The sequence below is a fragment of the Pseudoxanthomonas sp. LH2527 genome (assembly GCF_022539275.1).
Lineage (GTDB): Bacteria > Pseudomonadota > Gammaproteobacteria > Xanthomonadales > Xanthomonadaceae > Pseudoxanthomonas_A.
In genome coordinates, this window is record NZ_JAKZBW010000032.1 from 17,616 (window position 1) to 41,336 (window position 23,721).

23 protein-coding genes are annotated in these 23,721 nt (G+C 68.4%); 9 read left to right on the plus strand and 14 right to left on the minus strand.

Annotated features, from left to right (window positions below):
* Positions 1–80: 80 nt before the first annotated feature.
* Both rng and MMG85_RS15680 read right to left on the minus strand, forming a co-directional pair.
* Complete coding sequence (gene rng / locus MMG85_RS15675) at positions 81–1,568, minus strand: ribonuclease G (protein WP_241046878.1); 1,488 nt, start codon at positions 1,566–1,568, stop codon at positions 81–83.
* A gap of 12 nt (positions 1,569–1,580) precedes the next feature.
* Positions 1,581–2,177 carry a Maf family nucleotide pyrophosphatase gene (locus tag MMG85_RS15680; RefSeq protein WP_241046901.1) on the minus strand — a complete coding sequence of 199 codons (597 nt, stop codon included), beginning with the start codon at positions 2,175–2,177 and terminating at the stop codon, positions 1,581–1,583.
* A 159-nt stretch (positions 2,178–2,336) separates the two neighbouring features.
* Here MMG85_RS15680 and MMG85_RS15685 point away from each other — a divergent pair, with 159 nt between their 5' ends.
* Together MMG85_RS15685 and MMG85_RS15690 are read left to right on the plus strand one after the other, a co-directional pair.
* Complete coding sequence (locus MMG85_RS15685) at positions 2,337–3,083, plus strand: SIMPL domain-containing protein (protein WP_241046879.1); 747 nt, start codon at positions 2,337–2,339, stop codon at positions 3,081–3,083.
* Between the two features lie 214 nt (positions 3,084–3,297).
* Positions 3,298–3,960, plus strand: a complete 663-nt coding sequence (locus MMG85_RS15690) for an energy transducer TonB (protein ID WP_241046880.1) — start codon at positions 3,298–3,300, stop codon at positions 3,958–3,960.
* Between the two features lie 195 nt (positions 3,961–4,155).
* Here MMG85_RS15690 and rlmH read toward each other — a convergent pair whose 3' ends face one another.
* From rlmH to leuS, 7 genes are all read right to left on the minus strand, one after another.
* Positions 4,156–4,626 carry a 23S rRNA (pseudouridine(1915)-N(3))-methyltransferase RlmH gene (rlmH, locus tag MMG85_RS15695; RefSeq protein ID WP_241046881.1) on the minus strand — a complete coding sequence of 157 codons (471 nt, stop codon included), beginning with the start codon at positions 4,624–4,626 and terminating at the stop codon, positions 4,156–4,158.
* A gap of 53 nt (positions 4,627–4,679) precedes the next feature.
* Positions 4,680–5,441: a DUF695 domain-containing protein gene (locus tag MMG85_RS15700; protein WP_241046882.1), complete on the minus strand. Its 762-nt coding sequence runs from the start codon at positions 5,439–5,441 to the stop codon at positions 4,680–4,682.
* 11 nt (positions 5,442–5,452) lie between these two features.
* On the minus strand, positions 5,453–5,869 hold the full coding sequence (gene rsfS, locus MMG85_RS15705; protein WP_055935896.1) for a ribosome silencing factor: 417 nt from the start codon (positions 5,867–5,869) through the stop codon (positions 5,453–5,455).
* 31 nt (positions 5,870–5,900) lie between these two features.
* Positions 5,901–6,578 carry a nicotinate-nucleotide adenylyltransferase gene (gene nadD, locus MMG85_RS15710; protein WP_241046883.1) on the minus strand — a complete coding sequence of 226 codons (678 nt, stop codon included), beginning with the start codon at positions 6,576–6,578 and terminating at the stop codon, positions 5,901–5,903.
* A gap of 6 nt (positions 6,579–6,584) precedes the next feature.
* The gene (holA, locus tag MMG85_RS15715; RefSeq protein ID WP_241046884.1) at positions 6,585–7,619 is read right to left on the minus strand and encodes a DNA polymerase III subunit delta; all 1,035 of its coding nucleotides are present in this window, start codon (positions 7,617–7,619) and stop codon (positions 6,585–6,587) included.
* Positions 7,619–8,167, minus strand: coding sequence for an LPS assembly lipoprotein LptE (gene lptE, locus MMG85_RS15720; RefSeq protein ID WP_241046885.1), 549 nt, complete (start codon positions 8,165–8,167; stop codon positions 7,619–7,621). The genes holA and lptE overlap by 1 nt, the downstream gene beginning before the upstream one ends.
* A gap of 84 nt (positions 8,168–8,251) precedes the next feature.
* Complete coding sequence (leuS, locus tag MMG85_RS15725; protein WP_241046886.1) at positions 8,252–10,885, minus strand: leucine--tRNA ligase; 2,634 nt, start codon at positions 10,883–10,885, stop codon at positions 8,252–8,254.
* A 105-nt stretch (positions 10,886–10,990) separates the two neighbouring features.
* Here leuS and MMG85_RS15730 point away from each other — a divergent pair, with 105 nt between their 5' ends.
* Positions 10,991–12,313 carry an amidohydrolase family protein gene (locus MMG85_RS15730; RefSeq protein WP_241046887.1) on the plus strand — a complete coding sequence of 441 codons (1,323 nt, stop codon included), beginning with the start codon at positions 10,991–10,993 and terminating at the stop codon, positions 12,311–12,313.
* 349 nt (positions 12,314–12,662) lie between these two features.
* Here MMG85_RS15730 and MMG85_RS15735 read toward each other — a convergent pair whose 3' ends face one another.
* From MMG85_RS15735 to MMG85_RS15745, 3 genes are read right to left on the minus strand one after another with little or no spacing between them, the layout of a single operon-like run.
* Positions 12,663–13,253, minus strand: coding sequence for a DUF998 domain-containing protein (locus tag MMG85_RS15735; RefSeq protein ID WP_241046888.1), 591 nt, complete (start codon positions 13,251–13,253; stop codon positions 12,663–12,665).
* Positions 13,250–13,465, minus strand: a complete 216-nt coding sequence (locus MMG85_RS15740; RefSeq protein ID WP_277399914.1) for a helix-turn-helix transcriptional regulator — start codon at positions 13,463–13,465, stop codon at positions 13,250–13,252. The genes MMG85_RS15735 and MMG85_RS15740 overlap by 4 nt, the downstream gene beginning before the upstream one ends.
* Positions 13,462–14,091 (minus strand): hypothetical protein, encoded by a 630-nt coding sequence (locus MMG85_RS15745; RefSeq protein ID WP_241046889.1) that lies wholly within the window; start codon positions 14,089–14,091, stop codon positions 13,462–13,464. The genes MMG85_RS15740 and MMG85_RS15745 overlap by 4 nt, the downstream gene beginning before the upstream one ends.
* A 140-nt stretch (positions 14,092–14,231) precedes the next feature.
* Between MMG85_RS15745 and trxA the strand changes: the two genes are divergently transcribed.
* Positions 14,232–15,086 (plus strand): thioredoxin, encoded by an 855-nt coding sequence (gene trxA / locus MMG85_RS15750; protein WP_241046890.1) that lies wholly within the window; start codon positions 14,232–14,234, stop codon positions 15,084–15,086.
* Positions 15,087–15,135: 49 nt separating this feature from the next.
* A complete protein-coding gene (locus tag MMG85_RS15755; RefSeq protein ID WP_055935920.1) occupies positions 15,136–15,597 on the plus strand; it encodes a DUF4442 domain-containing protein in 462 nt (153 codons plus the stop codon).
* On the opposite strand, the gene MMG85_RS15760 is transcribed toward MMG85_RS15755, so the two are convergent.
* Positions 15,598–16,941: a hypothetical protein gene (locus MMG85_RS15760; RefSeq protein ID WP_241046891.1), complete on the minus strand. Its 1,344-nt coding sequence runs from the start codon at positions 16,939–16,941 to the stop codon at positions 15,598–15,600.
* Positions 16,942–17,013: 72 nt separating this feature from the next.
* On the opposite strand from MMG85_RS15760, the gene MMG85_RS15765 reads away from it, so the two are divergent.
* The 4 genes from MMG85_RS15765 (at position 17,014) to MMG85_RS15780 (ending at position 22,146) form a co-directional block, all read left to right on the plus strand.
* On the plus strand, positions 17,014–17,685 hold the full coding sequence (locus tag MMG85_RS15765; RefSeq protein ID WP_241046892.1) for a DUF502 domain-containing protein: 672 nt from the start codon (positions 17,014–17,016) through the stop codon (positions 17,683–17,685).
* A gap of 3 nt (positions 17,686–17,688) precedes the next feature.
* A complete protein-coding gene (locus tag MMG85_RS15770) occupies positions 17,689–18,465 on the plus strand; it encodes a queuosine precursor transporter (RefSeq protein ID WP_241046893.1) in 777 nt (258 codons plus the stop codon).
* 319 nt (positions 18,466–18,784) lie between these two features.
* Positions 18,785–20,440 (plus strand): FecR domain-containing protein, encoded by a 1,656-nt coding sequence (locus MMG85_RS15775; RefSeq protein WP_241046894.1) that lies wholly within the window; start codon positions 18,785–18,787, stop codon positions 20,438–20,440.
* The gene (locus MMG85_RS15780) at positions 20,437–22,146 is read left to right on the plus strand and encodes a CHASE2 domain-containing protein (protein WP_241046895.1); all 1,710 of its coding nucleotides are present in this window, start codon (positions 20,437–20,439) and stop codon (positions 22,144–22,146) included. Before MMG85_RS15775 ends, MMG85_RS15780 begins: the two co-directional genes overlap by 4 nt.
* A 21-nt stretch (positions 22,147–22,167) precedes the next feature.
* Here the strand turns inward: MMG85_RS15780 and MMG85_RS15785 are convergent, their stop codons facing one another.
* Positions 22,168–23,541, minus strand: a complete 1,374-nt coding sequence (locus MMG85_RS15785) for an MBL fold metallo-hydrolase (RefSeq protein ID WP_241046896.1) — start codon at positions 23,539–23,541, stop codon at positions 22,168–22,170.
* Positions 23,542–23,721 lie beyond the last annotated feature (180 nt).

The window sequence follows — 23,721 nt, forward strand, 5'->3', positions numbered from 1 at the left end:
ATGGGGGCGTCAAAGGCAACACGCCGGCTGTCGGGCTATCGCTCACGCGATTCCCCATTCCCGATTCCCTGTTCCCGGCTTCACAGCAGCACGACATCGAACTGCTCCTGCAGGTACTGCTCGTCGGCCTGGAAGCGGATCGACTTGCCGAGGAACTCTTCCAGTTCGGCGACGGCAGTCGACTCCTCGTCGGTGATGCGGGCCACGACCTTGGGCGAGGCGATCACCAGCAGGCGCGCGGCCTCGAACTGGCGCACCGCGCGGGTGATCTCGCGGAAGATCTCGTAGGTCACCGTCTCCGTGGTCTTGATGCTGCCGCGGCCGCTGCACTCGGGGCAGGGTTCGGACAACTGCCGCGCCAGGCTTTCCACGGTGCGCTTGCGCGTCATCTCCACCAGGCCCAGCGGCGAGAACTCGTACACGGTGGTCTTGGCGTGGTCCTTGGCTAGCGACTTCTCCAGCGTACGCAGCACCTGGCGGCGGTGCTCCGGATCGTCCATGTCGATGAAGTCGATGATGATGATGCCGCCCAGGTTGCGCAGCCGCAGTTGGCGCGCGACCGCCTGCGCGGCCTCCAGGTTGGTGCGGTAGACCGTCTCTTCCAGGTTGCGTTGGCCAAGGAACGAACCGGTGTTCACGTCGACCGTCGTCATCGCCTCGGTCTGGTCGATCACCAGGTAGCCGCCCGACTTCAGCGGTACCTGCTTGTCCAGCGCGCGGCCGATCTCGTCCTCGACCCCGTACAGGTCGAAGATGGGACGCTCGCCCGAATACAGTTCGATGCGCTCGGCCAGCACCGGCATGTACTTGGCCACGAAGGCCTGCAGGCGCTCGTGGGTTTCCTTGGAGTCGACCTTGACCTTCTCCACGTCCTTGCGGATCAGGTCGCGCACGGCGCGCAGCGGCAGGCTGAGGTCTTCGTACAGGATGCTGCACGAAGGCGACTCGCGGCCGCGCCGCTCCACCACGTTCCAGACGCGCGACAGATAGGCGATGTCCTCGGCCAGCGCCTCGGCCGGCTGTCCTTCCGCATTGGTGCGGATGATGTAGCCGTGTCCGCCGTGCAGGCCGGCCAGTTCGGTGACGACCTGCTTCAGGCGATGGCGCTCGGCCTCATCCTCGATGCGCGCCGACACGCCGATCACCTTCGACTGCGGCAGCAGCACCAGGTAGCGCGAGGGAATGCTGATCTGCGTGGTAAGGCGCGCGCCCTTGCTGCCGATCGGGTCCTTCACCACCTGCACCACGATGTCCTGCCCGTCGCGCAGCAGGTCCATGATCGGCGCGGCCGGCGGCGTGGGCAGCGGCGCGTCCTCGCCCTCGACCACCGCGCCCGGCGACGAACGCACGATGTCGTTCGCGTGCAGGAAAGCGGCGCGATCCAGCCCGACTTCCACGAACGCGGCCTGCATGCCCGGCATCACCCGCTGCACCTTGCCCTTGTAGATGTTGCCGACCACACCACGACGCCAGCCGCGCTCGATGTGCAGTTCCTGCAGCATGCCGTTTTCGATCACCGCGACGCGCGTTTCGCGCGGGGTGACGTTGACCAGGATTTCTTCCGACATGGGGATCCTTCCTCAGGCTGACGCGATGGCGGCGGATGCCGTGGGATGGATGCCGAAGTCGCGCAGCAACTTCGCCGTTTCGTGCAGGGGCAAGCCCATCACCGCCGAGTAGCTGCCGGCCAGCCGGGTGACGAACTGTTCGGCCCGCCCCTGGATGCCGTAGGCGCCGGCCTTGCCCATCGCCTCGCCGCTGGCGACGTAGGCGGCGATCTCGACCTCGTCCAGTTCGGCGAAGCTGACGTCGGTGATGACCAGCGCCTGCGCCTCGCGCGAAGCGCTGACCACCGAGACGGCGGACACCGCCTGATGCGTACGGCCGGACAGGCGACGCAGCATGGCAGCGGCGTCGGCGGCGTCGGTGGGTTTGCCGAACACTTCGTCGCCGAGAATCACCTCCGTGTCCGCCCCCAGCACCACCGCGCCCGGCGTGGCGACGACCTTCAGGAGGCCGGCACCCGCCTTCTCGCGGGCGACGCGGCGGACATAGTCGGTGGCGGGCTCGTTGGGCTGGCGGTGTTCGGGGATATCGAGATCGATGCGTCCGAAGGTCAACCCCAGGCGGGTCAGCAGTTCGGCACGGCGGGGGGATTGGGAGGCCAGGTAGAGCATCACGGAAGAATAACCCGCGGCGCCTGACTGAATGGCCGCTGATATCGGCCGGAACGGGCAACCCCGCCGCAGATCACAGCCCGTTCATGTCATCGTGAACACCCTTGCGCGTCGACGACGACCCGGGTGCACGCCACTCGAACCACGATAGGAGATCCCATGCGTCCGACCCTGATCCGCCCCCTGCTGCTCGCCCTCACCCTGTCCCTGGGAACCACTGCCGCCATGACTTCGTCTGCCCAGACCCTCGCCAGTATCGGTGCCGCCGCTTCGGAAGGCACCCTGCTCAACGTGTCGGCGCAGGCCGAGGCCTCGCGCGTGCCCGACATCGCCACGATCTCCGCCGGCGTCGTCACCCAGGCCGTCGACGGCAACACCGCCATGCGCCAGAACAGCGAGCAGATGGCCAAGGTCGTGGCCGCCATCAAGGCCGCCGGCATCGCCGACAAGGACGTGCAGACCAGCGGCATCAGCCTCAACCCGCAGTACCGCTACGCCGAGAACGAGGCCCCCAGGATCACCGGCTACCAGGCCAACAACACCGTCAGCATCAAGGTCCGCGACATCGCCAAGCTGGGCAAGGTGCTGGACGCCCTGGCCGGCGTGGGTGCCAACCAGATCAACGGTCCCAGCTTCGAGATCGACAACCCTGAGCCGGTCTACGACGAGGCCCGCCTGGCCGCGCTGAAGAAGGCCCAGGCCCGCGCCGAGACCTATGCGAAGTCGCTGGGCCTGAAGGTGCGCCGCATCGTCAGCATCTCCGAAGGCAATGGCGGCTTCCGTCCGATGCCGATGATGGCGATGGCCAAGATGGAAGCGCGTGACGCCAGTGGCGCGCCGCCGGTCTCGCCGGGCGAAAGCACCGTCTCGATCAACCTGGACGTGGTGTTCGAACTGGGCAAGTAAGATCGGCCCCGCAAACCACCGACGACGACGGCGTCCCGAGGGGCGCCGTTTTCGTTGCGCGGCCGGATCACCGGACTACGCCGAAGGTCGAACGCCCGCCCCCTTGCGGACGCCCTCCGCCGGAGTACAGTCTGGGCTTGCGGCGCCGGGACGTTGCAACCCCACTCCCCGCGACCGAGCGTTGTTCCGTTCACAGCCCTCAAGGAGGTGGATCATGGTTCGCGCACTACCCCACGGTTCCGATACCCGCATCGACATCGGCCGCATCGCCGCCATCGCGGCCGCCATCGCGGTGCATGCTGCCGCCCTGCTCATGCTGCTGATGCCGATGGCGGCGCCACCCATCGCAGCACCTGTGAAGCCCAAGATCGTCATTGAGTGGTACAAAAAGGAACAGGTCGAGCCCAAACCGATTGAAGCCGAGATCGTCAAGCGGGTGGATCCCAAGCCCGTTGAATCCCGTCCGACGGTGCAGCCACGCATTGAGACGCCGGTCATCGACATTCCCATCATCGTGGATACGGGCAGCGAGCGCGTGGTCGATATCGCTACGGTCGACAGTGGCGATATCGGCGGCTCATCCATGGGTACTGGGCCATTGCCATCCGCTACGCTGGAGTATGTCCACGCGACCGCGCCGCGCTACCCGATCAGCGAGTTGAAGAATGGTGTGGAAGGTACGGTGGTCCTGCGCGTACTGGTCGACATCGACGGCAAGCCCCTCGACGTGAGCATCGAGACCAGCAGCGGCAACCGCAACCTCGACCGCTCGGCCCTGCAGCACGTACTGAAGACCTGGCGCTTCAAACCCGCCATGCAGAACGGGCAGGCGGTGCAGGCCTACGGTCTGGTGCCGATCGCGTTCAACCTGCAGTGACACCCATCGCGTAAAGCAGAAAAGCCCGCCGAAAAGCGGGCTTTTCTGCTTCTGTAGGAGCGACGTGAGTCGCGACCGCAGACCTTGGGTCATCTGCGCACCTCGCCGCGACTCGCTGATCCTCCACCTCGACCATCCCCGGCGCATACACCATCCGTTCGCGACTCACGTCGCTCCCACAAAGATCTGCGCAGCTCAGGCGCGATGGTACGGATGGTTCGCCAGCATGGCGGCGGCACGGTAGACCTGTTCGGCCACCACCAGCCGCACCAGCATGTGCGGCAGGGTCAGCGGACTGAGCGACCACTTCTCGTGTGCGGCCGCCAGCACGTCCGGAGCATGGCCTTCCGGCCCGCCGATCAGCAGCGCGATGTCGCGGCCCAGCGTGCGCCAATGTTCCAGCCGCTGCGCGAGCTGCTCGGAAGAATAGGGTTTGCCGGTCACTTCGAGCGCCACCACATGCGCGCTCTTCGGCAGCGCCGCCAGCACGCGCTTGCCTTCGTCCTCGATCGCACGCTGCGGATCGCGTCCCTTCCCGCGCAGGCCCGGTTCGATTTCGACCAGCTCGAACGGCAGCCAATGCGACAGGCGCTTCTGATACTCGGCGAAGCCCTGCGCGACCCAGGTCGGCGCACGCTCGCCGGTGGCGATGAGGCGGCATTTCATGCGTGCATGTTAACGGCACAAGGTGCAGCGCCGCACCGAGCCATGGGCGCTGACTAGGATGGCTGGATGACCACTTCGCATTCCCAGCCGTCGTAGCGGCCACCGCATTCGTGCGCGAGGTCATACAACGGCAGGCAGATGTCGTCGATGGCGTCATAGGCGGGCACATCGCGGCGGAACACCTGTGCACCCCACTCCTGCTCCCCGTCATCGTCGCGGTCCGGCGCGCGGCTACTGAAACCCATGGCGCCGGCCCTGCGCAAGAATTCGTCACGCGCAACGGCGCTGGGGAAGTAAGCCCAATGACAGATCTCGCGCGGCTGCTGCAGTGTATCGCCCCGCTCTTCGAGTGCGGCGCAGACGTCGCGGTTCTCCATCGACTCGCGCGTGCGCGGGTTGGGATAGAGGAACTCGTGATACGTGCTCCACGTCGGATCGGGGCGATGTCCGGACTGGTAACGATAGTGCGGCGATGTGCGCATGGCCTGGTCGACCCGTGCGTCCCAGGTGTCACCGTGCGCCAAGTAGAAGTAGAAATCGCGGCAACCCGAGGAGGTGTTGCGACCGGCGTAGACGCCTTGCCCATCAGGGGCCAGCAAAGGGACCACCCGGTCTTCCAGCGCCACCAGCGCGTCGAACTCCTGCTGACTGGACAGCCCGTCCTCACGGGGTTCACGCATCTCCACGCGCAACCACGCCATGACCGGGTACTCGTCCACCCGCACCTCATCGGCCAGGCTCAGGTCCAGGTAGATCGACGCGGGCTGGTCATCCACCCGGAGTGCGTAGAAATTCCAACGACCCTCCCTGGCCATGAGCGAACCTGTCAGAGGCGCGATTCGTCGGCGGTCTCGACATCTTCCGGCGGCTGGTCGCCGACGGTCCACAGGCGTTCCAGCGCATAGAACTCGCGCACGCGCGGCAGCATGACGTGGACGATGACATCGCCCAGGTCCACCAGCACCCATTCGGCTTCGCGCTCACCTTCCACGCCCAGCGGCATGACATCCAGCTTCTTGGCGAACCGCACCACTTCGTCGGCGATCGACTTGACGTGGCGGGTGGAGGTGCCCGAGGCGATCACCAGGTAGTCGGCGACGCTGGACTTGCCGCGCACGTCGATCTCGACGACATCCTTGGCTTTCAGCTCCTGCACCGCGGCATGTACCGTGGCGAGCAGGTCCGGCAGGGCCGGCGGCGGGCTGGGGAGGCGGGTCTTGATGACGTGGGCTTGGCTGGACAAAGGCGTGAAGGCTCAGGGAACTCGGCCCTGATTATAGCGGACCCGGGTCGGCGACCCGTGACAGGTACAGCCTTTCGTCGGTAATGGCGTCCGCGACCGCTGACGGTACGAGCTGACGCCAGGGCCCATCCGCGGCGATGCGACGGCGGATCTCGGTGGCCGATTCCGTCTGCAGCGGCTGGTTCAAGCGGAAAACGCGGCCGGCGGGCGCACGATGCAGATCGTCGGGACGCGCGGTCCAGCGCCCCTCCAGCACGCTGGCCAGGACCGGCGCGAGGCCGGCATCGAGGCCGCTGCCGGGGCGATCAGCGACGATGAAATGCGCCAGCTCGAACAGCGTCTGCCACGCCCGCCATGTCGGCAGGCCCAGCAGGCTGTCCGCGCCGATCAGCAGCGCGAGCGGCACCGCCTCACCCCGTTCGGCCCGCAGTTCCCGCAACGTGTCGATGGTGTACGAGCGGCCGACCGGATCCCGTTGCGCGCGCAGGAGTTCGCGCCGGTCGACGCAGAGGCCCGACATGTCCGCGACGGCGAGATCCAGCAGATGGGCGCGCTGGGCCGCGGTGGCGCCGGGCGCCGCGCGATGCGGAGGATCCGCCGCCGGCATCAGGCGCACCGGCACGTCGAACGCATCGCGTGCGGCGCAGGCGATGGCCAGATGTCCGTTGTGGACGGGGTCGAAGGTGCCGCCGTAGAAGACCTGCAGCATCGCCGGTCAGGCGACCAGCAGGCGCACGGCCTTCGCGTCCGCGATGGCCAGCAGCAGCCGCTCCAGTACCACCCATGCATCGCCGTCGCCGCGTCCCTTGGCGATGCGGTCGATCTTCGATGCCTCGGCGACGAAACGGTCCCAGCGCGCGGGCGCGGCATGGCGCTGCAGCGCGCGCTTGAACGGCGCCTGCTTGGCTTCCCAGATGCCCTGCGACTTCATCTCGGCGGCCAGGTTGCCGCCATTGGCCTGCACGCGCGCCAGCGTCGCCGTGCGCAGCAGTTCCTTCACGATCATCGGCATCAGCCCGGCCACCACGTCACCCTCGGCGCGCAGGCCGGCGAGGATGCGCGACACCTGCGCGCCCTGCCCCGCCAGCACGGCATCGGTCAGGCGGAACACGTCGTAGCGCGCCGCATTGGCGACCAGCGACTCCATGCGTTCGACATCCAGCGTCTGGCCATCGCTGAGCAACGCCAGCTTGTCGATTTCCTGCGCGGCGGCAAGCAGGTTGCCTTCCACGCGATCGGCCAGCAGCTGCACGGCATCGCGCTCGGCGCGCAGGCCCTTGCTGCGCAGGCGGCTTTCGATCCAGCCCGGCAGCTCGTGGGGCTTGATGGCCCAAGCCACCGCGAGTACACCGACCCGCGTGACCGCATCGCTCCACTTGCCCTGGTAGGCCTTGCCCCACTCGCCCGAGGTGATCAGCAGCACCACGTCGGGAGGCGGATTGGCGCAGAACGCGGTGATCACTTCCGCGCCCTCCTTGCCCGGCTTGCCGCCCGGCAGGCGGACTTCGACCAGCCGCCGGGCGCTGAACAGGCTGGGCGCACTGAAGCTCGCTTCCAGCTGGCCCCAGTCGAAATCGCGGCCGTCAGCGTCGAAGACTTCGCGCTCACCGACACCCTGGGCACGCGCATGGGCGCGGACGGCATCAGCGGCCTCGAGCACGCGCAGCGGCTCCGGCCCGGCGATCAGATAGACCGGCAGCAGCGGCTCGGAGGTTCCGCGCGCCGCCAGCTGTTCCGGCTTGAGTTCCATCAGGGGGCCGCGTTCACCTGGCCCGAGCGCACCACACCATCGATGCGGCGCAGGATCGAAGCGGCCATCTCGCGGCGCAGTTCGTCGGCAAGTACTTCGCGTTCGGTGGTGGTACCCGTGGCGTCCTCTGGCGGCGACACGTAGTCGCGCGACAGCTCGACGACCTGCTGCGGCACCAGATCGGTGCCGTCGGCCTTCTTGAAGGCGAACACCACCGCATAGCGGAGGCTGAATTCCTGCGAACGCCCGAATTGGTCGATCGCGATCGGCAGATCGCCCCAGCGCTCGGAGACGACACGCAGCGTGGCAACCTGCGTGTCGCTCGACGCTGTGCTGTCCTCTTCGCCGATCGGCGCCGCAAGGGTCGCACCCGCCGCCTGCAGGCCACGCGAGAGGCTGGTCACCAGCGCGCTGTACGAGGCCGACGACGAGGTGACGCGGACCGGGCCGAGATCGGCCGGCAACGCAATCTTGCTGCGCAGATGGAAGCCGCACCCGGCCAGCAGGACCAGGGCGAGAACGAGGAGGGGCAGGCGGAATCGGATCATGGGCGAAGTCTGGACGAGCCCGTCATGGGCGGCAATAGCGTAGCCCGACCGGAGGTGAACGCCGGGGCAAGCCGTTGTCCACCCTCATGCCGCCACGATGTTGACGATCTTGCCCGGCACCACGATCACCTTCCTGATGCTCAGGCCTTCGAGGAACTTGGCCGTGTTGGGTTCCGCCTTCGCCAGGGCCTCCACGCGATCCCGCGGCGCGTCGGCCGCCACCTCGATGGTGCCGCGCAGCTTGCCGTTGACCTGCACCGCCAGGGTCACCGAATCGCGCACCAGCGCATCGGCGTCGACCTGCGGGAACGCCAGGTCCTCGATCAGCGTTTCCTCGTGGCCCAGCGCCTGCCACAAGGCGTGGCTGGCGTGCGGGGTAATGGGATTGAGCAGCAGCACCGCCGCTTCCAGTGCTTCCTGGCGCACGGCCCGGCCCTGCGGCGAGGCGTCGTCGAACTTGCCCAGCAGGTTGGACAGTTCCATCACCGCGGCGATGGCGGTGTTGAAGCTGTGGCGCTTGCCGTAGTCGTGGCCGACCTTGTCGATGGTCTCGTGGGTCTTGCGGCGGACGGCCTTCTGCTCCGCCGTCAGGCTGGCGGTGTCCAGCACGGACGTGGCGCCGTCGGCGACATGCTTCTGCACCTGCGTCCACAGGCGGCGCAGGAAACGCGCCATGCCTTCCACGCCCGCCTCGTTCCATTCCAGCGACTGCTCGGGCGGCGCGGCGAACATGGAGAACAGGCGCACGGTGTCGGCGCCGAACTTGTCGACCATCGACTGCGGGTCGACGCCGTTGTTCTTCGACTTCGACATCTTCTCGACCGGGCCGATCTTCACCGGCTGGCCGTCGGCCTTCAGCGTGGCGCCGACCACGCGCGCCTTGTCGTCGCGCTGGATCTCGACATCGACCGGATTGATCCAGTCCTTGGAACCATCGGCGTTGTCGCGATAGAACGTCTCGGCGATCACCATGCCCTGCGTCAGCAGGTTGGTGGCCGGTTCGTCGCTGTCCACCATGCGCGCGTCACGCAACAGCTTGTGGTAGAAGCGGAAGTACATCAGGTGCAGGATCGCGTGCTCGATGCCGCCGATGTACTGGTCCACGGGCAACCAGTAGTTGCCGCGCTTGTCGACCATCTCCTTCGCGCCCGGCGAGGTATAGCGCGCGTAGTACCAGCTCGACTCCATGAAGGTGTCGAACGTGTCGGTCTCGCGCTCGGCGGCGCCGCCGCATTGCGGACACTTGGTCTTGCGCCATTCGGGATCGGCCTTGATTGGCGACTTGACGCCGTCGAGGGTGACGTTTTCCGGCAGCACGACCGGCAGGTCCGAATCCGGCACCGGCACCGCGCCGCAGCTCTGGCAGTAGATGACCGGAATCGGGCAGCCCCAGTAGCGCTGGCGGCTGACGCCCCAGTCGCGCAGGCGGTAGTTCACCCGGCGCTGGCCCTGGCCCTTGCGCTCGAAGCGCTCGGCCAGCGCCTCGAAGGCGCCGCGGTAATCCAGGCCATCGAACTCACCGGAATTGACCAGCTCCAGGTCGTCGCGCGTTTTGTCGCCGTACCAGTCGCGCCAGGTGGTCGCGTCGTAGGTCTTCTCGTCGTCGTTCTTCGGCGCCTTCAGCGCGATCACCTGCTGGATCGGCAGCGCATACTTGGTGGCGAATTCGAAGTCGCGCTGGTCGTGGCCGGGGACGGCCATCACCGCGCCGGTGCCGTAGCCCATCAGCACGAAGTTGGCGACCCACACCGGCACCTTGTCGCCGGTCACCGGGTGGACGGCACGCAGGCCGGTGTCCATGCCGCGTTTTTCCTGCGTCTCCAGTTCGGCCTCGGACACGCCGCCGTGCTTCAGTTCTTCCAGGAACGCGGCCAGCGCGGGATTCGAGGCCGCCGCCTTCAGTGCCAGCGGATGCTCGCCGGCGATCGACACGAAGGTCACGCCCATCAGCGTGTCCGGTCGCGTGGTGAATACCGTCAGCGGGTCCTGGCCTTCGACGACGAACTGGATTTCCAGGCCTTCAGAGCGGCCGATCCAGTTGCGCTGCATGGTCTTGACCGCGTCCGGCCAGCCCGGCAGGTTGTCCAGGCCGTCCAGCAGTTCCTGGGCGTAGTCGGTGATGCGCAGGAACCACTGCGGAATCTCGCGCTTCTCGACCAGCGCGCCACTGCGCCAGCCGCGGCCGTCGATGACCTGCTCGTTGGCCAGCACGGTCTGGTCCACCGGGTCCCAGTTCACCACCGAGTTCTTGCGGTAGGCCAGGCCCTTGCGCAGCAGGCGGGTGAACATGCGCTGCTCGTGCACGTAGTACTCGGGGCGGCAGGTGGCGAACTCGCGAGACCAGTCGATGGCGTAGCCCAGCGACTTCAACTGGGTGCGCATGTGCTCGATGTTGGCGTAGGTCCACTTGGCCGGCGCGGTCCTGTTCTTGATCGCGGCGTTCTCGGCCGGCAGGCCGAAGGCGTCCCAGCCCATCGGCTGCAGCACGTTGTGGCCGGTCATGCGCTTGTAGCGGCTGATCACGTCGCCGATGGTGTAGTTGCGTACGTGGCCCATGTGCAGCGCGCCCGACGGGTACGGCAGCATCGACAGGCAGTAGAACTTCGGCTTGTCCGACTGCTCGTTCACCTCGAAGGCACGCCGGGCCTCCCAGAAGGACTGGGCCTGGGATTCGACGGATTTCGGATCGTAGGAAGCGGGTTCGGCAACAGTGGACATGGTGGTGTGCGGCAACGGCGACGGCAAAGCGGCCAAGGGTACCGCAGCGCACCATGGCCCGCCACGCCAGCGGTTAGCATGGACGGGTCGAAACCGGGGACCTCCATGACCAAGACCTTGCTCGCCCTAGCCCTGGCCGCCGTCGGCGTGCCGGCCTTTGCCGCCGAAGCCGCCACGCCGGCCACCACCCTGGCCCTGCACTGCGAGCGCCTGTTCGACGCCCGCAGCGGCAAGGTGCTGGGCGAACACACGGTCCTGGTACGGGACGGCCGGATCGCCGAGGTCATCCCGGGCCGCGCCAAGCTCGCCGATGCCGAGTCCATCGTCCTGGCCGACCGCACCTGCACGCCCGGCTGGACCGACCTGCATGTCCATCTCGGCAGCGAATCCAGCCCGCAGAGCTATTCCGAGGGCTTCCGCCTGGATCCGGTGGACTACGCCTTCCGTTCCGTCGGTTATGCCGAAAAGACCCTGATGGCCGGCTTCACCAGCGTGCGCGACCTGGGCGGCGAAGTGGCGCCACATCTTCGCGACGCGGTCAGCCAAGGTCTGGTGAAGGGTCCGCGCATCTTCGCGGCCGGCAAGTCGATCGCCACCACCGGCGGCCATGCCGATCCGACCAACGGCTACAACGACCGGCTGTCGCACCTGCTCGGCCCGCCGGGTCCCACCGACGGCGTGATCAACTCGCCCGAAGAAGCCCGCCAGGCGGTCCGCCAGCGCTACAAGGACGGCAGCGACGTCATCAAGATCACCGCCACCGGCGGCGTGCTGAGCTATGCCAAGTCTGGCGACGCGCCGCAGTTCGTCGTGGACGAGGTGAAGGCCGTCGTCGACACCGCGCGCGACTACGGCTTCCGCGTGGCCGCGCACGCGCACGGCAAGGAGGGCATGAAGCGCGCCATCCTCGGCGGCGTGACCAGCATCGAGCACGGCACCTACATGGACGACGAGATCATGCGGCTGATGAAGCAGCACGGCACCTGGTACGTGCCGACGATCTACGCCGGCCGATTCGTGGCCGAGAAGGCCAAGATCGATGGCTATTTCCCGCCCGTGGTGCGACCCAAGGCCCAGCGCATCGGCGCCTTGATCCAGGAAACCGCCGGCAAGGCCTACCGCAACGGCGTGAAGATCGCCTTCGGCACCGACATGGGCGTGGGGCCGCACGGCGACAACGCGCGCGAGTTCCTCTACATGGTCGAAGCCGGCATTCCCGCCGACATCGCGTTGCAGTCCGCCACGGTCCGTGCCGCGGAGGTGCTGGGCGTGGACGACCAGGGGGTCATCGAAGCCGGCAAGCGCGCCGACATCGTCGCCATGCCGGGCGACCCGGTGGCCGACATCAACGCGGTGATGAAGGTCGACTTCGTGATGAAGGATGGCAAGGTGTATCGCAGCCCGCGCCTCGACGATACCGCCCGATGACGCGATGACGAACGCGCCGCAGCGCGCCATTTTGCGGAAGGGCAGCCGTCAGGCCGCGCTCGCGCGGCGGAGGCCTTCACCTCCCTGCGCGAGAAGCGACGCCGGTTGACCGCAACACCGGCGGTGAGCCGGACTACGTTCGTGGTGAGCCTGTCGAACCACGCTGTTTGCGACGGGGCAACGCATCGCGACATCCACGCTTTGCCGTGACAAGCGTGGTTCGACAGGCTCACCACGAACGACATTCCCGGAATGCAGGCCTGCGGACTGAGTGGCGCCGGGCTTGCCCGGCGGCTCCTGGATCCAACTCGTCGTTTACGTATCGAAGCGCAGCGGAGCAAGCGCCGCGCTACGCACGCGGACTGCGCGAGACCATCCACAGCCAGCCCAGCCACACCGCATAGCCCAGCCGCTGTGCGACGCCGGCCGGCATCAGCTCCACCGCCAGCAGCGTGACGAACAGCACCAGCAGGGCCGCTACGGCACTCGCACGCGCCAGCAGGCGCCAGGCCGGACGTCCGCGCAGTCCCCGCGCGACCAGCAGCGCGCCCGGCACGAACGCCACCCACCACAGCATCCACGCGGTGGCATGCAGGCTGCTGGCCGGGTTGTCCAGATCCTCGGGATCGAGCGGCAACAGCCCCATCGCGGCAAAACCCAGTGCCGACAGCAGGGTCAGTTGCGCGCCCACGCGCAACGGCCAGCCCGCATCTTCCGGCAGACGGCGACGGAGATCGAGCGCCGCCGCAGCCGCCAGCGCGCCGGTCAGGACGAATCCCAGCACGTTGAAGCCCAGCGCATGCGGCACGCCCTTCGCCCCGAGGACGGCGACCGGGTGGAAGACCTGCGAATACCCGGACAACGCCAGGCCGAACCCGACCAGCACCGCGACAAACACCATCGCCGCCGCCGGCCCGCTCCAACGCCATGCCGCGCTCATGCGTCCTCCCACCGGAACACCTCCTCGATCCCTACGCCGAACGCCCGCGCGATGCGGAACGCCAGTTCCAGCGACGGCGCATAGCGCCCCGCTTCCAGCGCGATGATGGTCTGCCGCGTCACGCCACAGGCATCGGCCAGCGCCTGCTGGGTCATTTCGCCGCGCCCGAAGCGCAGGCGGCGGATGTCGTTGGCGATCGGCGTGCCGGTCATCGGCGGTCGCGCCAGTACATCACCGCCGTCGCGGCGTATTCGCACAGCCAGCCGCACATCAGTGCGAACACCAGCAGGTTGGCGACCATGAAGGGGGTCGCCCACGCCAACCGCTCGGCCGGCGAGAACGCCAGCATCACCGCCAAGCCGATCAGGCAGAACGTCAATCCGCTGCGGCCCCAGTCCGCCGCCTGCTGTTCGATCCGAAGGTCGCGTTCGTCTTCCTGCACCCGCCCTTTCCATCGCGCGCCGAGCACATGGGTCAGCACCGCCCACGCGACCAGCAGCAACACCAGGTTGCGGCCGATCGCCCGGGCCCCGTGGTTGTCCCAGACGGCGCCCTGGGCGAACACGTGGGCCTTGGCCAGGAAGTAAGCCACCGCCGCCAGCATGAAGGCCACGCCCACCCAGGCCTTCCACTCGCCGGGCGACACGCCGCGCTCGACGTCACCCAGCGGCGTGCGCGAGATCGCATACAGCGACACCCATGCCACCGTGACCAGCAGGGCCGTGCCCCACTTGCCCAGATCCACGCCCACCAGCACGTCCGGGCCCGCCAGCAGGGCCCAGAACGCCAACAGGCCCGCCACCAGCAACCCCAGCCAGCCCACTCGCTGCCATGCCATGATGTCCGCTCCAGAAGACAATATGTAATTCATACATTACATTTTGATCCTCCAATGTCAAACCTTTTTTACATCATCTTGTATCCTCCCGCCCGCGGCACCATCTGACCGCCACGCCCCCATCCGCCATGAGCGAGCCGATGACCGACCTGCCCCACGTATTCGACGCCACCACTGACACCTTCGAGGCCGAGGTCCTGCGCAAGTCGCTGGAAGTGCCGGTGCTGGTCGACTTCTGGGCGACCTGGTGCGGGCCCTGCAAGACGCTGGGACCGATCCTCGAGAAGCTGGCCGGCGAGTACAACGGTGCCTTCCTGCTGGCCAAGGTCGACGTCGACAAGGAACAGCAGATCGCCGCAGCCTTCCAGATCCGCTCGGTCCCCACCGTGTTCCTGGTCAAGGACGGACAACTGGTGGACGGCTTCCCCGGCGCGCTGCCGGAAGGCCAGCTGCGCGAGTTCCTGGCGTCGCATGGCGTGCAGCCGGCGGAAGCCGCCGCCGACGCCGTCGAAGCCGCGCCGCTCGATCCAGCCGCGCAGGTAGCCGCGCTGCGCGAGGCCGTGGCCGCCGAACCGGACAAGGACGAGCTGAAGCTCGATCTCGTGCTCGCCCTGCTGAAGACCGGCGACGCCCCCGAAGCCGAACGCCTGCTCGACGCCCTGCCCGCCAACCTCGCCACCGACGACCGTGCGGTCAAGGCACGCGCACGGCTGGGCTTCGCGTCGGCGCTCAAGGACGCCCCGTCGCCCGAGGCGCTGCGTGCAGCCGTGGCGGCGAACGCGGACGATCTGCGCGCGCGCCACCTGCTGGGCGTGCACGCCCTGGTCGCTGGCGACTCCGAAGCCGCGCTGGAGCAGTTCCTCGACATGCTCAAGCGCGACCGCGCCTTCGAGGACGGCCTGGCACGCAAGAGCCTGATCGACGCTTTCCGCGTGATCGAGGACGACGCGCTGGTCAGCCAGTACCGCAGGAAGATGTCCTCGCTGCTGTTCTGAACCGCGAATCCTTCCCCGTCCCCCAGCACAACGCACGAAACAGTCCTGCATGAAACCCGGCACCCTGCGGCACATCTTCAATGTGTGGCCGCCCTTCCTGCTCAGCGGCATCCACGTCACCGAGATGGCCCACGACTGGAGCTTCGCGCGGGTCGAACTGCGCATGCGCCCGTGGAACCGCAACTACGTGGGCACCCATTTCGGCGGCAGCCTGTTCGCGATGACCGATCCGTTCTGGATGATCCTGGCCAAGGAGCGGCTGGGCCGCGATTACTACGTCTGGGACAAGGCGGCGGAGATCGAATTCGTCAAACCCGGCAAGGGCACGCTGCATGCCGAGTTCCGGCTGGATGCGTTCGTGCTGGACGAGATCCGCGCAGAGGCCGCCAACGGCCAGAAGTACCTGCGCTGGATGCCAGCGGATGTGTTCAACGCGCAGAACGAAGTCGTCGCCCGCGTGCGCAAGCAGATCTACGTGCGACTGAAGCCCGAGGCACGCCGGGCGGGCTGATCAGGGCGCCGGCGGTGCCGCGCTGCGGGACGGCAGCGGCAGCGTGAAGGTCGAGGCCTGCGTGTCGTGGAACAGGTCGATCGCAAGACCTTTTCCATCGGCACTGACACGGATCGCGCGGCCCTCGGGATGCAGTTGCTGCCACGCGGCGATGCGCTGCGCGACCGGGCGCGCGTCGTCATGCGCCTCACGCAACCACCGCCACGCCGCCACCAGCCGCAATCGCGCCTCCGCGTCCTGGAAGCGCTCCGCGTAGCCGGCCAGCGAAGGCGCGGCGATGTTGTCGAGAATGCAGCCGATCGCATTCGCCAGGCAGGAAAACGTCCATCCTCCCGACAACGGTGCATCCCTGCCCAGCGGCGTGTCCGCACGGATGAGCACATCGGCCTGCGCGCCGCAGAACCAGGCGTGGCGTCGCGCACCGCGCGCGATCGTCTTCCGCTGATCGAGGAACAGATCCGCGACGACTTTGCGGTGCCACGACGACTCGGCCCCGGCGACGTTCAGCGCGCGGAATCCGTCGGCGATGTATCGCGCCTCGCCCGCCATGGCCGTGCAAATCCCGGCGGCCATGGCGCCGTCGGGCTCGAAGACCCCCGTGCACGCGTCCGGCAGGGGATGGTCGCCGGGCAGCTCGGCCAGCATGTCGACGAACAGCGCACCCGATGCGTCCATCAACGACGCCCCCACCAGGCCACCGACAAGGATGTCGCCACTGGCGACCAGCTTGCGCGCGATCGAGCCCATCCGGCAGACGCCGCGCAGCCCGGCTTCACGGTCGCCGCGCGCGAACGTGTACGCGTGCGCGACCAGCCCCTGCATCAGCGGCCGATAGGACGGGATCGGCGTGTCCGGCCGCGCGGGAAACGGGCTTCGGAAATGGCCGTAGTCGTCGAGCACGGCGATGCGCGCGGTGATCGCGGCGCGGGACGCCATCACCGGCGTCAGTTCCTGCAGCCTGGCCCGTACCTGGGCGAGGCAATGCGGCTGACCGGCCTTGCAGAGCGTCTTGTCATCGGCTGTGTCATCCAGGCGCGGATACGTCTCCAGCGGAGACGTGTGGACCGGTGCCGCACCTTCCCCGGACCAGAGCGGCAACGCCCGGAGCCGCACGGTTTCCTCCTTCATCAGGCGCTCGGCATCGGCGACCCGAATATCGAACGGCAGCGACCACAGCGCCGCGAATCCATTCGTGCCCGCCAGGGGTCGGGGAGCATCCAGCCATGCCAGCGCCTTTTCGTCTTCCGTCGGCATCGGTATCCACCGGCTGACGCAGTGCCCCGCAACGACCAGCACCACCATGCCGAAGACGACCAATCCGGACCACTTGAAGAACCCCTGCATTCCATTCCTCCTGCCACAACGTCCTGTACGCGACTATATAGCCGGGAGTCAGCGCCGGCCTACAATGACGCCATGCCCCCCGACCATCCCGCGCACCGCGTTTCGGTGCAGAAGCTCTTCATCACCGGCCTGCTGACCCTGTTGCCGATCTGGCTGACCTGGGTGGTCATCAAGTTCGTGTTCGTGCTGCTGTCCGGCATCAGCAAGCCGTGGGTGGAACCGCTGTCGCACCAGATCGCCGCCAACTTCCCGCAGTCGCTGGGCTGGTTCAACGGGCTGTGGGTGCAGAACACCATCGCCATGGTCGCCACGCTGTTCGTCATCGTCGCGGTGGGCGCGATGACGCGGCGCGTGGTCGGCCAGCGGCTGCTGCGCTGGTTCGAGGCGTTGATCGCGCGCGTGCCGCTGGCCAACGTCATCTACACCAGCGCGCGCAAGCTGCTGGACATGCTGGAGACCAAGCCCGGCAGCACGCAGCGCGTGGTGCTGATCGACTTCCCGCACCGGGACATGAAGTCGGTCGGCCTGGTGACGCGAGTGATCCGCGAGGAAGGCAGCGGCCGCGAGCTGGCGGCCGTCTATGTGCCGACCACGCCCAATCCCACCTCGGGCTATCTTGAAATCGTGCCGGTCGAACTGCTGACGCCGACCGATTGGACCGTGGACCAGGCGATGAGCTTCATCATTTCCGGCGGCGCGGTCGCGCCGGAGACCATGCCCTTCACCCGCGCCGGAGACCGCTGAGCCATGCACGCACCGCGCACCCTGGATGACCGCGCGGTCCGCCTGTTCATCGTGCTGGCCGCGGTGTTCTGCGCCAACGCGGTGCTGGCCGAATTCATCGGCGTCAAGATCTTCGCGCTGGAAGACACGCTGGGCATCGCGCCGCTGGAGTGGAACCTGTTCGGCCAGACCGGCTCGCTCAGCTTCACCGCCGGCACGCTGCTGTGGCCATTCGTGTTCGTGCTGACCGACATCATCAACGAGTTCTTCGGCAAGCGTGGCGTGCGCTTCATCTCGTGGCTGGCGGTGGCGTTGATCGTCTACGGCTTCCTGTTCGCCTTCGCGGCCATCGCGCTGGCGCCGGCCGGCTGGTGGGTGGAAGCGGCGCAGGCGCAGGGCGTGCCGGACTACCAGAAGGCGTTCGCGGCGATCTTCGGCCAGGGCATGTGGACCATCGCCGGGTCGGTGGTGGCCTTCCTCGCCGGCCAGCTGATCGACGTCTCGGTGTTCCACCGCATCCGCCACGCCACCGGCGAGCGCTGGGTGTGGCTGCGCGCGACCGGCTCGACCGCGATCTCGCAGCTGGTGGACAGCTTCGTGGTGATCTACATCGCCTTCGTGCTGGGGCCGCAGAAGTGGCCGACCTCGCTGTTCCTGGCGGTCAGCACGGTCAACTACGCCTACAAGATGCTGGCGGCGATCGCGCTGATCCCGCTGCTGTACCTGATGCGGCACGCCATCCGCCACTATCTGGGGCACGAACGCGAGCGCCAGCTGCGCGCCGAAGCCACCCTCGACTGAGCCGATGCGCCGGGCTGCGGCGCCGGCCACCGCGACGGTTTCGTGGGTACCTGCCCGGCGGCATGCCGTGGCATTCGGGCGAAAGCATCGCTTACGCCACGCGTGCTGTTTTTCCCCGCGCAACGCCTACCGCAACACTCCCCAACCGTACCGGCTGGCGCGGCGCATCGCCGGCCTGTGGGGCGGCGGACCGTAAGCGTCCCTACGGCTCGGGCAAATGTGACGACAAAAACGGCCGTCACCGGCCAGCGCAGCCCTCAGAGCCGCTTATAATTGTGACCGGTTCAACATTTTGCTCGGTCAGGCGCGGGGGCGGGGAATGCAGAGGCAGGCGATCCAGGGAAAGGGATGGCGGTACTGGGCACTGGCGATGCTGCTGCTGGCGTCGTGGTCGGTCCAGGCACAGGAGTGGGTCTACCGCGTGCGGCCTGGCGACACCCTGTGGGACGTCACCGGTGCGTACCTCAAGCCGTCGATCCCGTGGCAGCGCCTGCAGGAACACAACCGCATCGCCAACCCCTACCAGCTCCCGCCCGGCAGCACGCTGCGGATCCCGCTGCAGTGGCTGGACCGCCAGCCCGCGAAAGCGCGGGTGATCGCGCTGCAGGGCGAAGCGGTCGCGCGCACGCCGGCGGGCCGCGAGTCGTCGGTGACCAGCGGCATGTCGCTGGGCAGTGGCGCCAGCCTGAAGACATCGCCCGACGCCTCGCTCAGCCTGCAGTTCGCCGACGGCTCGCGCCTGCAACTGCTGGGCGACAGCGAATTGCTGCTCGATCGCCTGACCCGCTTCGGGCGCTCGGGCATGGTCGACACCCGGCTGCGCCTGCAGCGCGGCAGGATCGGCAACGACGTGCGCCACCTGCGCGGTCCGGCCGCGAACTTCATTGTCGAAACCCCGACCGCCTCCTCGGCCGTGCGTGGCACCACGTTCCGCGTGGAAGCGGGCGAAGCCTATTCGCAGACGGAGGTGCTGGAAGGGCGCGTGTCGGTGAATGCGCCCCGCCAGCGTGGTGCACTGCTGCGTCCCGGCTTCGGCGCGGTGGTCGCCGCCGGCCAGGCCGCGGTGTCGCCGCTGCCGCTGCTGCCGGCGCCCGACCTGTCGCGCATTCCGCCGCTGTCGCAGAGCGCCCGCCCCGACCTGGCCTGGCCCGCCGTCGAAGGCGCACGCCAGTACCGCATCCAGGTGAGCGCGCAGCGCACGTTCGACAGCCTGCGGGTGGATGCGGAAAGCGATGCGCCCCGTCATACGCTGCCGGCCCTGGAGGCCGGCACGTACTTCGTCCGCGTCCGCGCGATCGCCGCCAACGGACTGGAAGGCCGTGATGCCGTCGTCGAACTGCGCATCGACGATCAGCCGGCGCCGCCGTATTCGATCGCGCCTGCCGCCGGCAGCGTCGTCCGCACGCCGGAACTGGCACTGAGCTGGACGCAGGCGCCGGGCGCCGTCGCCTACGAGTACGACATCACCGCCACCGCCGATGCCACCCAGCCCGTGGCCGGCGCCCGCGTCGAAGGCGAAACCACTGTACGCCTTCCTGCTGCGCTGCCGCCCGGCGATTACGTCTGGCGCATCCGCAGCGTGGACGCCGCCGGCGAGACCGGACCCTACGGCGACGGCGTGCCGTTCACCGTGCGGCCGCTCGCGGAGGTCACCGAGATCGACGGTTCGGCCGCCGCCGCCGGCAACACCCGCGAGGTGACGTTCCGCTGGCCGGCAGGCCAGCCGGGCCAGCGCTACCGCTTCCAGATGTCGCGCACGCCGGATTTCAGCGCGCCGCAGGTCGACGAAATCGTGGACCGTGCCGAGATCACCCTGCCCCGGCTGCGTTCGGGCACCTGGTACCTGCGCGCCCAGACCATCGACGTGGATGGCTTCGAGGGACCGTTCCCGGCGCCACAGAGCGTCGAGGTGCCGTGCCGCTGGTGCAAGGTTGGCGCCGGAGCGGGCGCATTGCTCATACTGCTGGCCCTGTGAACATCCCCTCGCCCGCGTCCAAGTGGAAACCGCGCCTGCTCACGGCGGTGGGCGCGGCTGCGCTGGCGATCCTGGTGACGCTGTCCGGGGTGACCGCGCCGATCGACGCGTGGGTCTACGACCGGCTCGTGCTCGGTGCCGCGCCGGATGCCGATCCGCGCATCGTGGTGGTCGACATCGACCAGAAGAGCCTGGCCGAACTGGGGCGCTGGCCCTGGTCGCGGCGCACGCATGCGCAACTGGTCGACCGCCTGCGGCTGACCGAGGTGAAGGGCATCGCCTTCAACGTGCTGCTGTCCGAGCCCGCGCTGTTCGATCCGGAAGGCGATGCCCTGCTGGCCCGCGCGATCAGCCGCAGCGGGCGGGTGGTCCTGCCGGTGCTGGCAGAGCCCGTGCAGCTCAACAGTTCGACCGTCGAGCTGATGCCGATCCCCGAATTCGCCGCGTCCGCCGCCTCGCTGGGCCATGCCGAAATGGCGCTGGACGACGATGGCGTGGCGCGCAGCGCCTACCTGCGCGCGGGACTGGGCTCACCCCATTGGCCCGCGCTGGCGCTGGCCCTGCTGCAACTCGACCAGCCGCCCGGCAGCAACGGCGACCTGCCCGGACGCCGGCGGGTGACCACCGGCCTGGAGCCCGCTTCGCCCTATGACTGGGTACGCGACTACGAAGTGCGGGTGCCGTTCACCTCGCCGCCGAACGCCTTCCGCCACGTCTCGTACACCGACGTCCTCAACCAGCGCATTCCGGCCACGCTGCTGCGCGGCAACTGGGTGGTGGTCGGGGTCAGCGCGACCGGCATGGGACCGCTGGCGCGCGCACCGGGACAGCCGCCGACCGCGAGCATGAGCGGGACCGACTACCAGGCCAACCTGCTGAACATGCTGGTCAAGCGCGCGGCCATCACGCCGGTGTCGGAAGGCTGGCAGGCCGTGCTGGCGGCAACGCTTTCGGCACTGCCGCTGCTGCTGTCCCTGTTGCCCGTGCTGCGTCGCATCTGGCGCCCGACCGTGCTGACGATGGCCGGCACGCTGGTGCTGTCCATGCTGATGCTGCGCTACGGCCACCTCTGGTTCTCGCCGGTGCCGGCGCTGCTGGTGCTGGCGCTGGGCGCTTCGCTGTGGGTCTACCGGCTGCTGCGGCGCACGCAGCGGCAGGCGCAGTCGGATGCGCTGACCGGGCTGGCCAACCGCAGCCGGTTCGACCACGCACTGGACCAGGAGCTGCGCATCGCGCGCCGCAGCGGCCAGCCGCTGTCACTGCTGGTGATGGACATCGACCACTTCAAGCAGCTCAACGATACCCAGGGCCATGCCGCCGGCGATGCCGCGCTGAAGGCGCTGGGCCGCATCCTGCGCAGCCGCGCGCGCCGCCCGCGCGACCTGGTCGCCCGCCTCGGCGGCGACGAGTTCGCGGTCCTGCTGCCGGAAACGTCCGCGCAGGCGGCGGCGACCATCGCCACTACCATCCACGTGGACCTCGCCCATCATGGGCGCAAGCCGCACGGCGCCACCGCCAGCACGCCGCCACCGTTCACCGCCAGCGTCGGCATCCACACCTACCTGTCCGGCGACGAGGCGGGGCCGGAGGACGTCTTCGACCGCGCCGACGCCGCGCTGTACCGCGCCAAGCAGGCCGGCCGCAACCGCAGCTTCAGCCACACCGGCGAACACGAGGCGGTCGAGGTTTCTCCCCACCGGGTGTGATGCGGCGGCGCGCGACGCCTGCTACACGTCGAACACCATGCCCGGCCGCGCCAGTTCCACCGGCACGCCATGGCGCTCGCCGATCTCGCCCGCCAGCGCTTCGCGCGCCCGGTCCTCGCCGTGCACCAGCACCAGCGGCGGCGACGGCTGGAAATTGCCGTACCACGCCAGCAGGCCCTGCTGGTCGGTGTGCGCAGACAGGCCGCCCACGGTGTGGCGCTGCGCGTTGACGCGGTAGTCGCGACCGTGGATGCGCACCCACTGCGCGCCGTCCACCAGCCGCCGGCCCAGCGTGCCTTCGGCCTGGTAACCGACGAACACGACATGCGCGTTGCGCCGCCCCAGGTTGTAGCGCAGGTGGTGCTGGATGCGCCCGCCGTTGGCCATGCCGGAACCGGCGATGATGATCGCGCCGTTCTCGATCTGGTTGATCGCCATCGACTGCTGCGTGGTCTCCGCCACGTGCAGGTTGGGCAGGCGGAACGGATTGGGCGACTGCGCCCACACGCGACGCGCGTCCTCGTCGAACAGGCCATGGTGGCGCGCGTAGACATTGACGACCTTGGCGGCCATCGGGCTGTCTAGGAAGATCCGCCAGCGCGACAGCTTCCACGCCTCCCAGTGGCGTGCGAACCAGTACAGCAGCTCCTGCGTGCGGCCGACCGCGAACGCCGGGATCAGCACGTTGCCGCGGTCGCGCCACGCGTGATCGAAGATCTCGCCGAGTTCGCGGATCGTTTCCGGACGGTCGCGATGGTTGCGGTCGCCGTAGGTGGATTCCATCAGCAGCAGGTCGGCCTGCTGCACCACCGCGGGGTCGCGCAGGATGGGCGTGCCCTTCGGCCCCAGGTCGCCAGAGAACACCAGCTTGCGGCCGTCCGCCCACAGCTCGACGATGGCCGAGCCGAGGATATGGCCGGCATCGCGCAGCGCGATGTCCACGCCGGGCAGGATCGTGGTGCGCTCGTCGTACGGCATCGGGCGCACCTGCTTCATGGTGGCGTGCACGTCCTCGTCGCCGAACAGCGGCTGCACCTCCGGCTCGCCATGGCGGCGGTGGCGGTTGGCGCGTTCGGCCTCGGCTTCGGACAGCGAGGCGGTATCCAGCAGCATGATCGGCAGCAGCTCCGCGCTGGCGCCGTGGGTGTGGATGGAGCCGCGGAAGCCGCGCTTGACCAGCAGCGGCAGCCGGCCGATGTGGTCGATGTGGGCGTGGCTCAGCACCACCGCGTCGAGCGTGGCGGGGTCGAACGGGAACGGCTCGGCGTTGCGCGCCTCGGCATCGCGGCCGCCCTGGATCAGCCCGCAATCCAGCAGGATCCGCTTGCCTGCGGCCTCGACCAGATGCATCGAACCGGTGACTTCGCCCGCCGCGCCATGGAAATGCACCTGCATGGGAACCTCCTTGCCTGGACGCCCAGTATGGCCGCTGGCGCCCCCGCAGGCATGACCTTCGACACACCTGCCCTCCCGGCGACAGGCGTAGAGTCCCCGCCACGCCCCCACCCGGGGGTTCCTTTTTTCCAATGCCCTATGCGGGGCAGGAGTAGCTCGTGATTGCCCGCAAACCCCAGA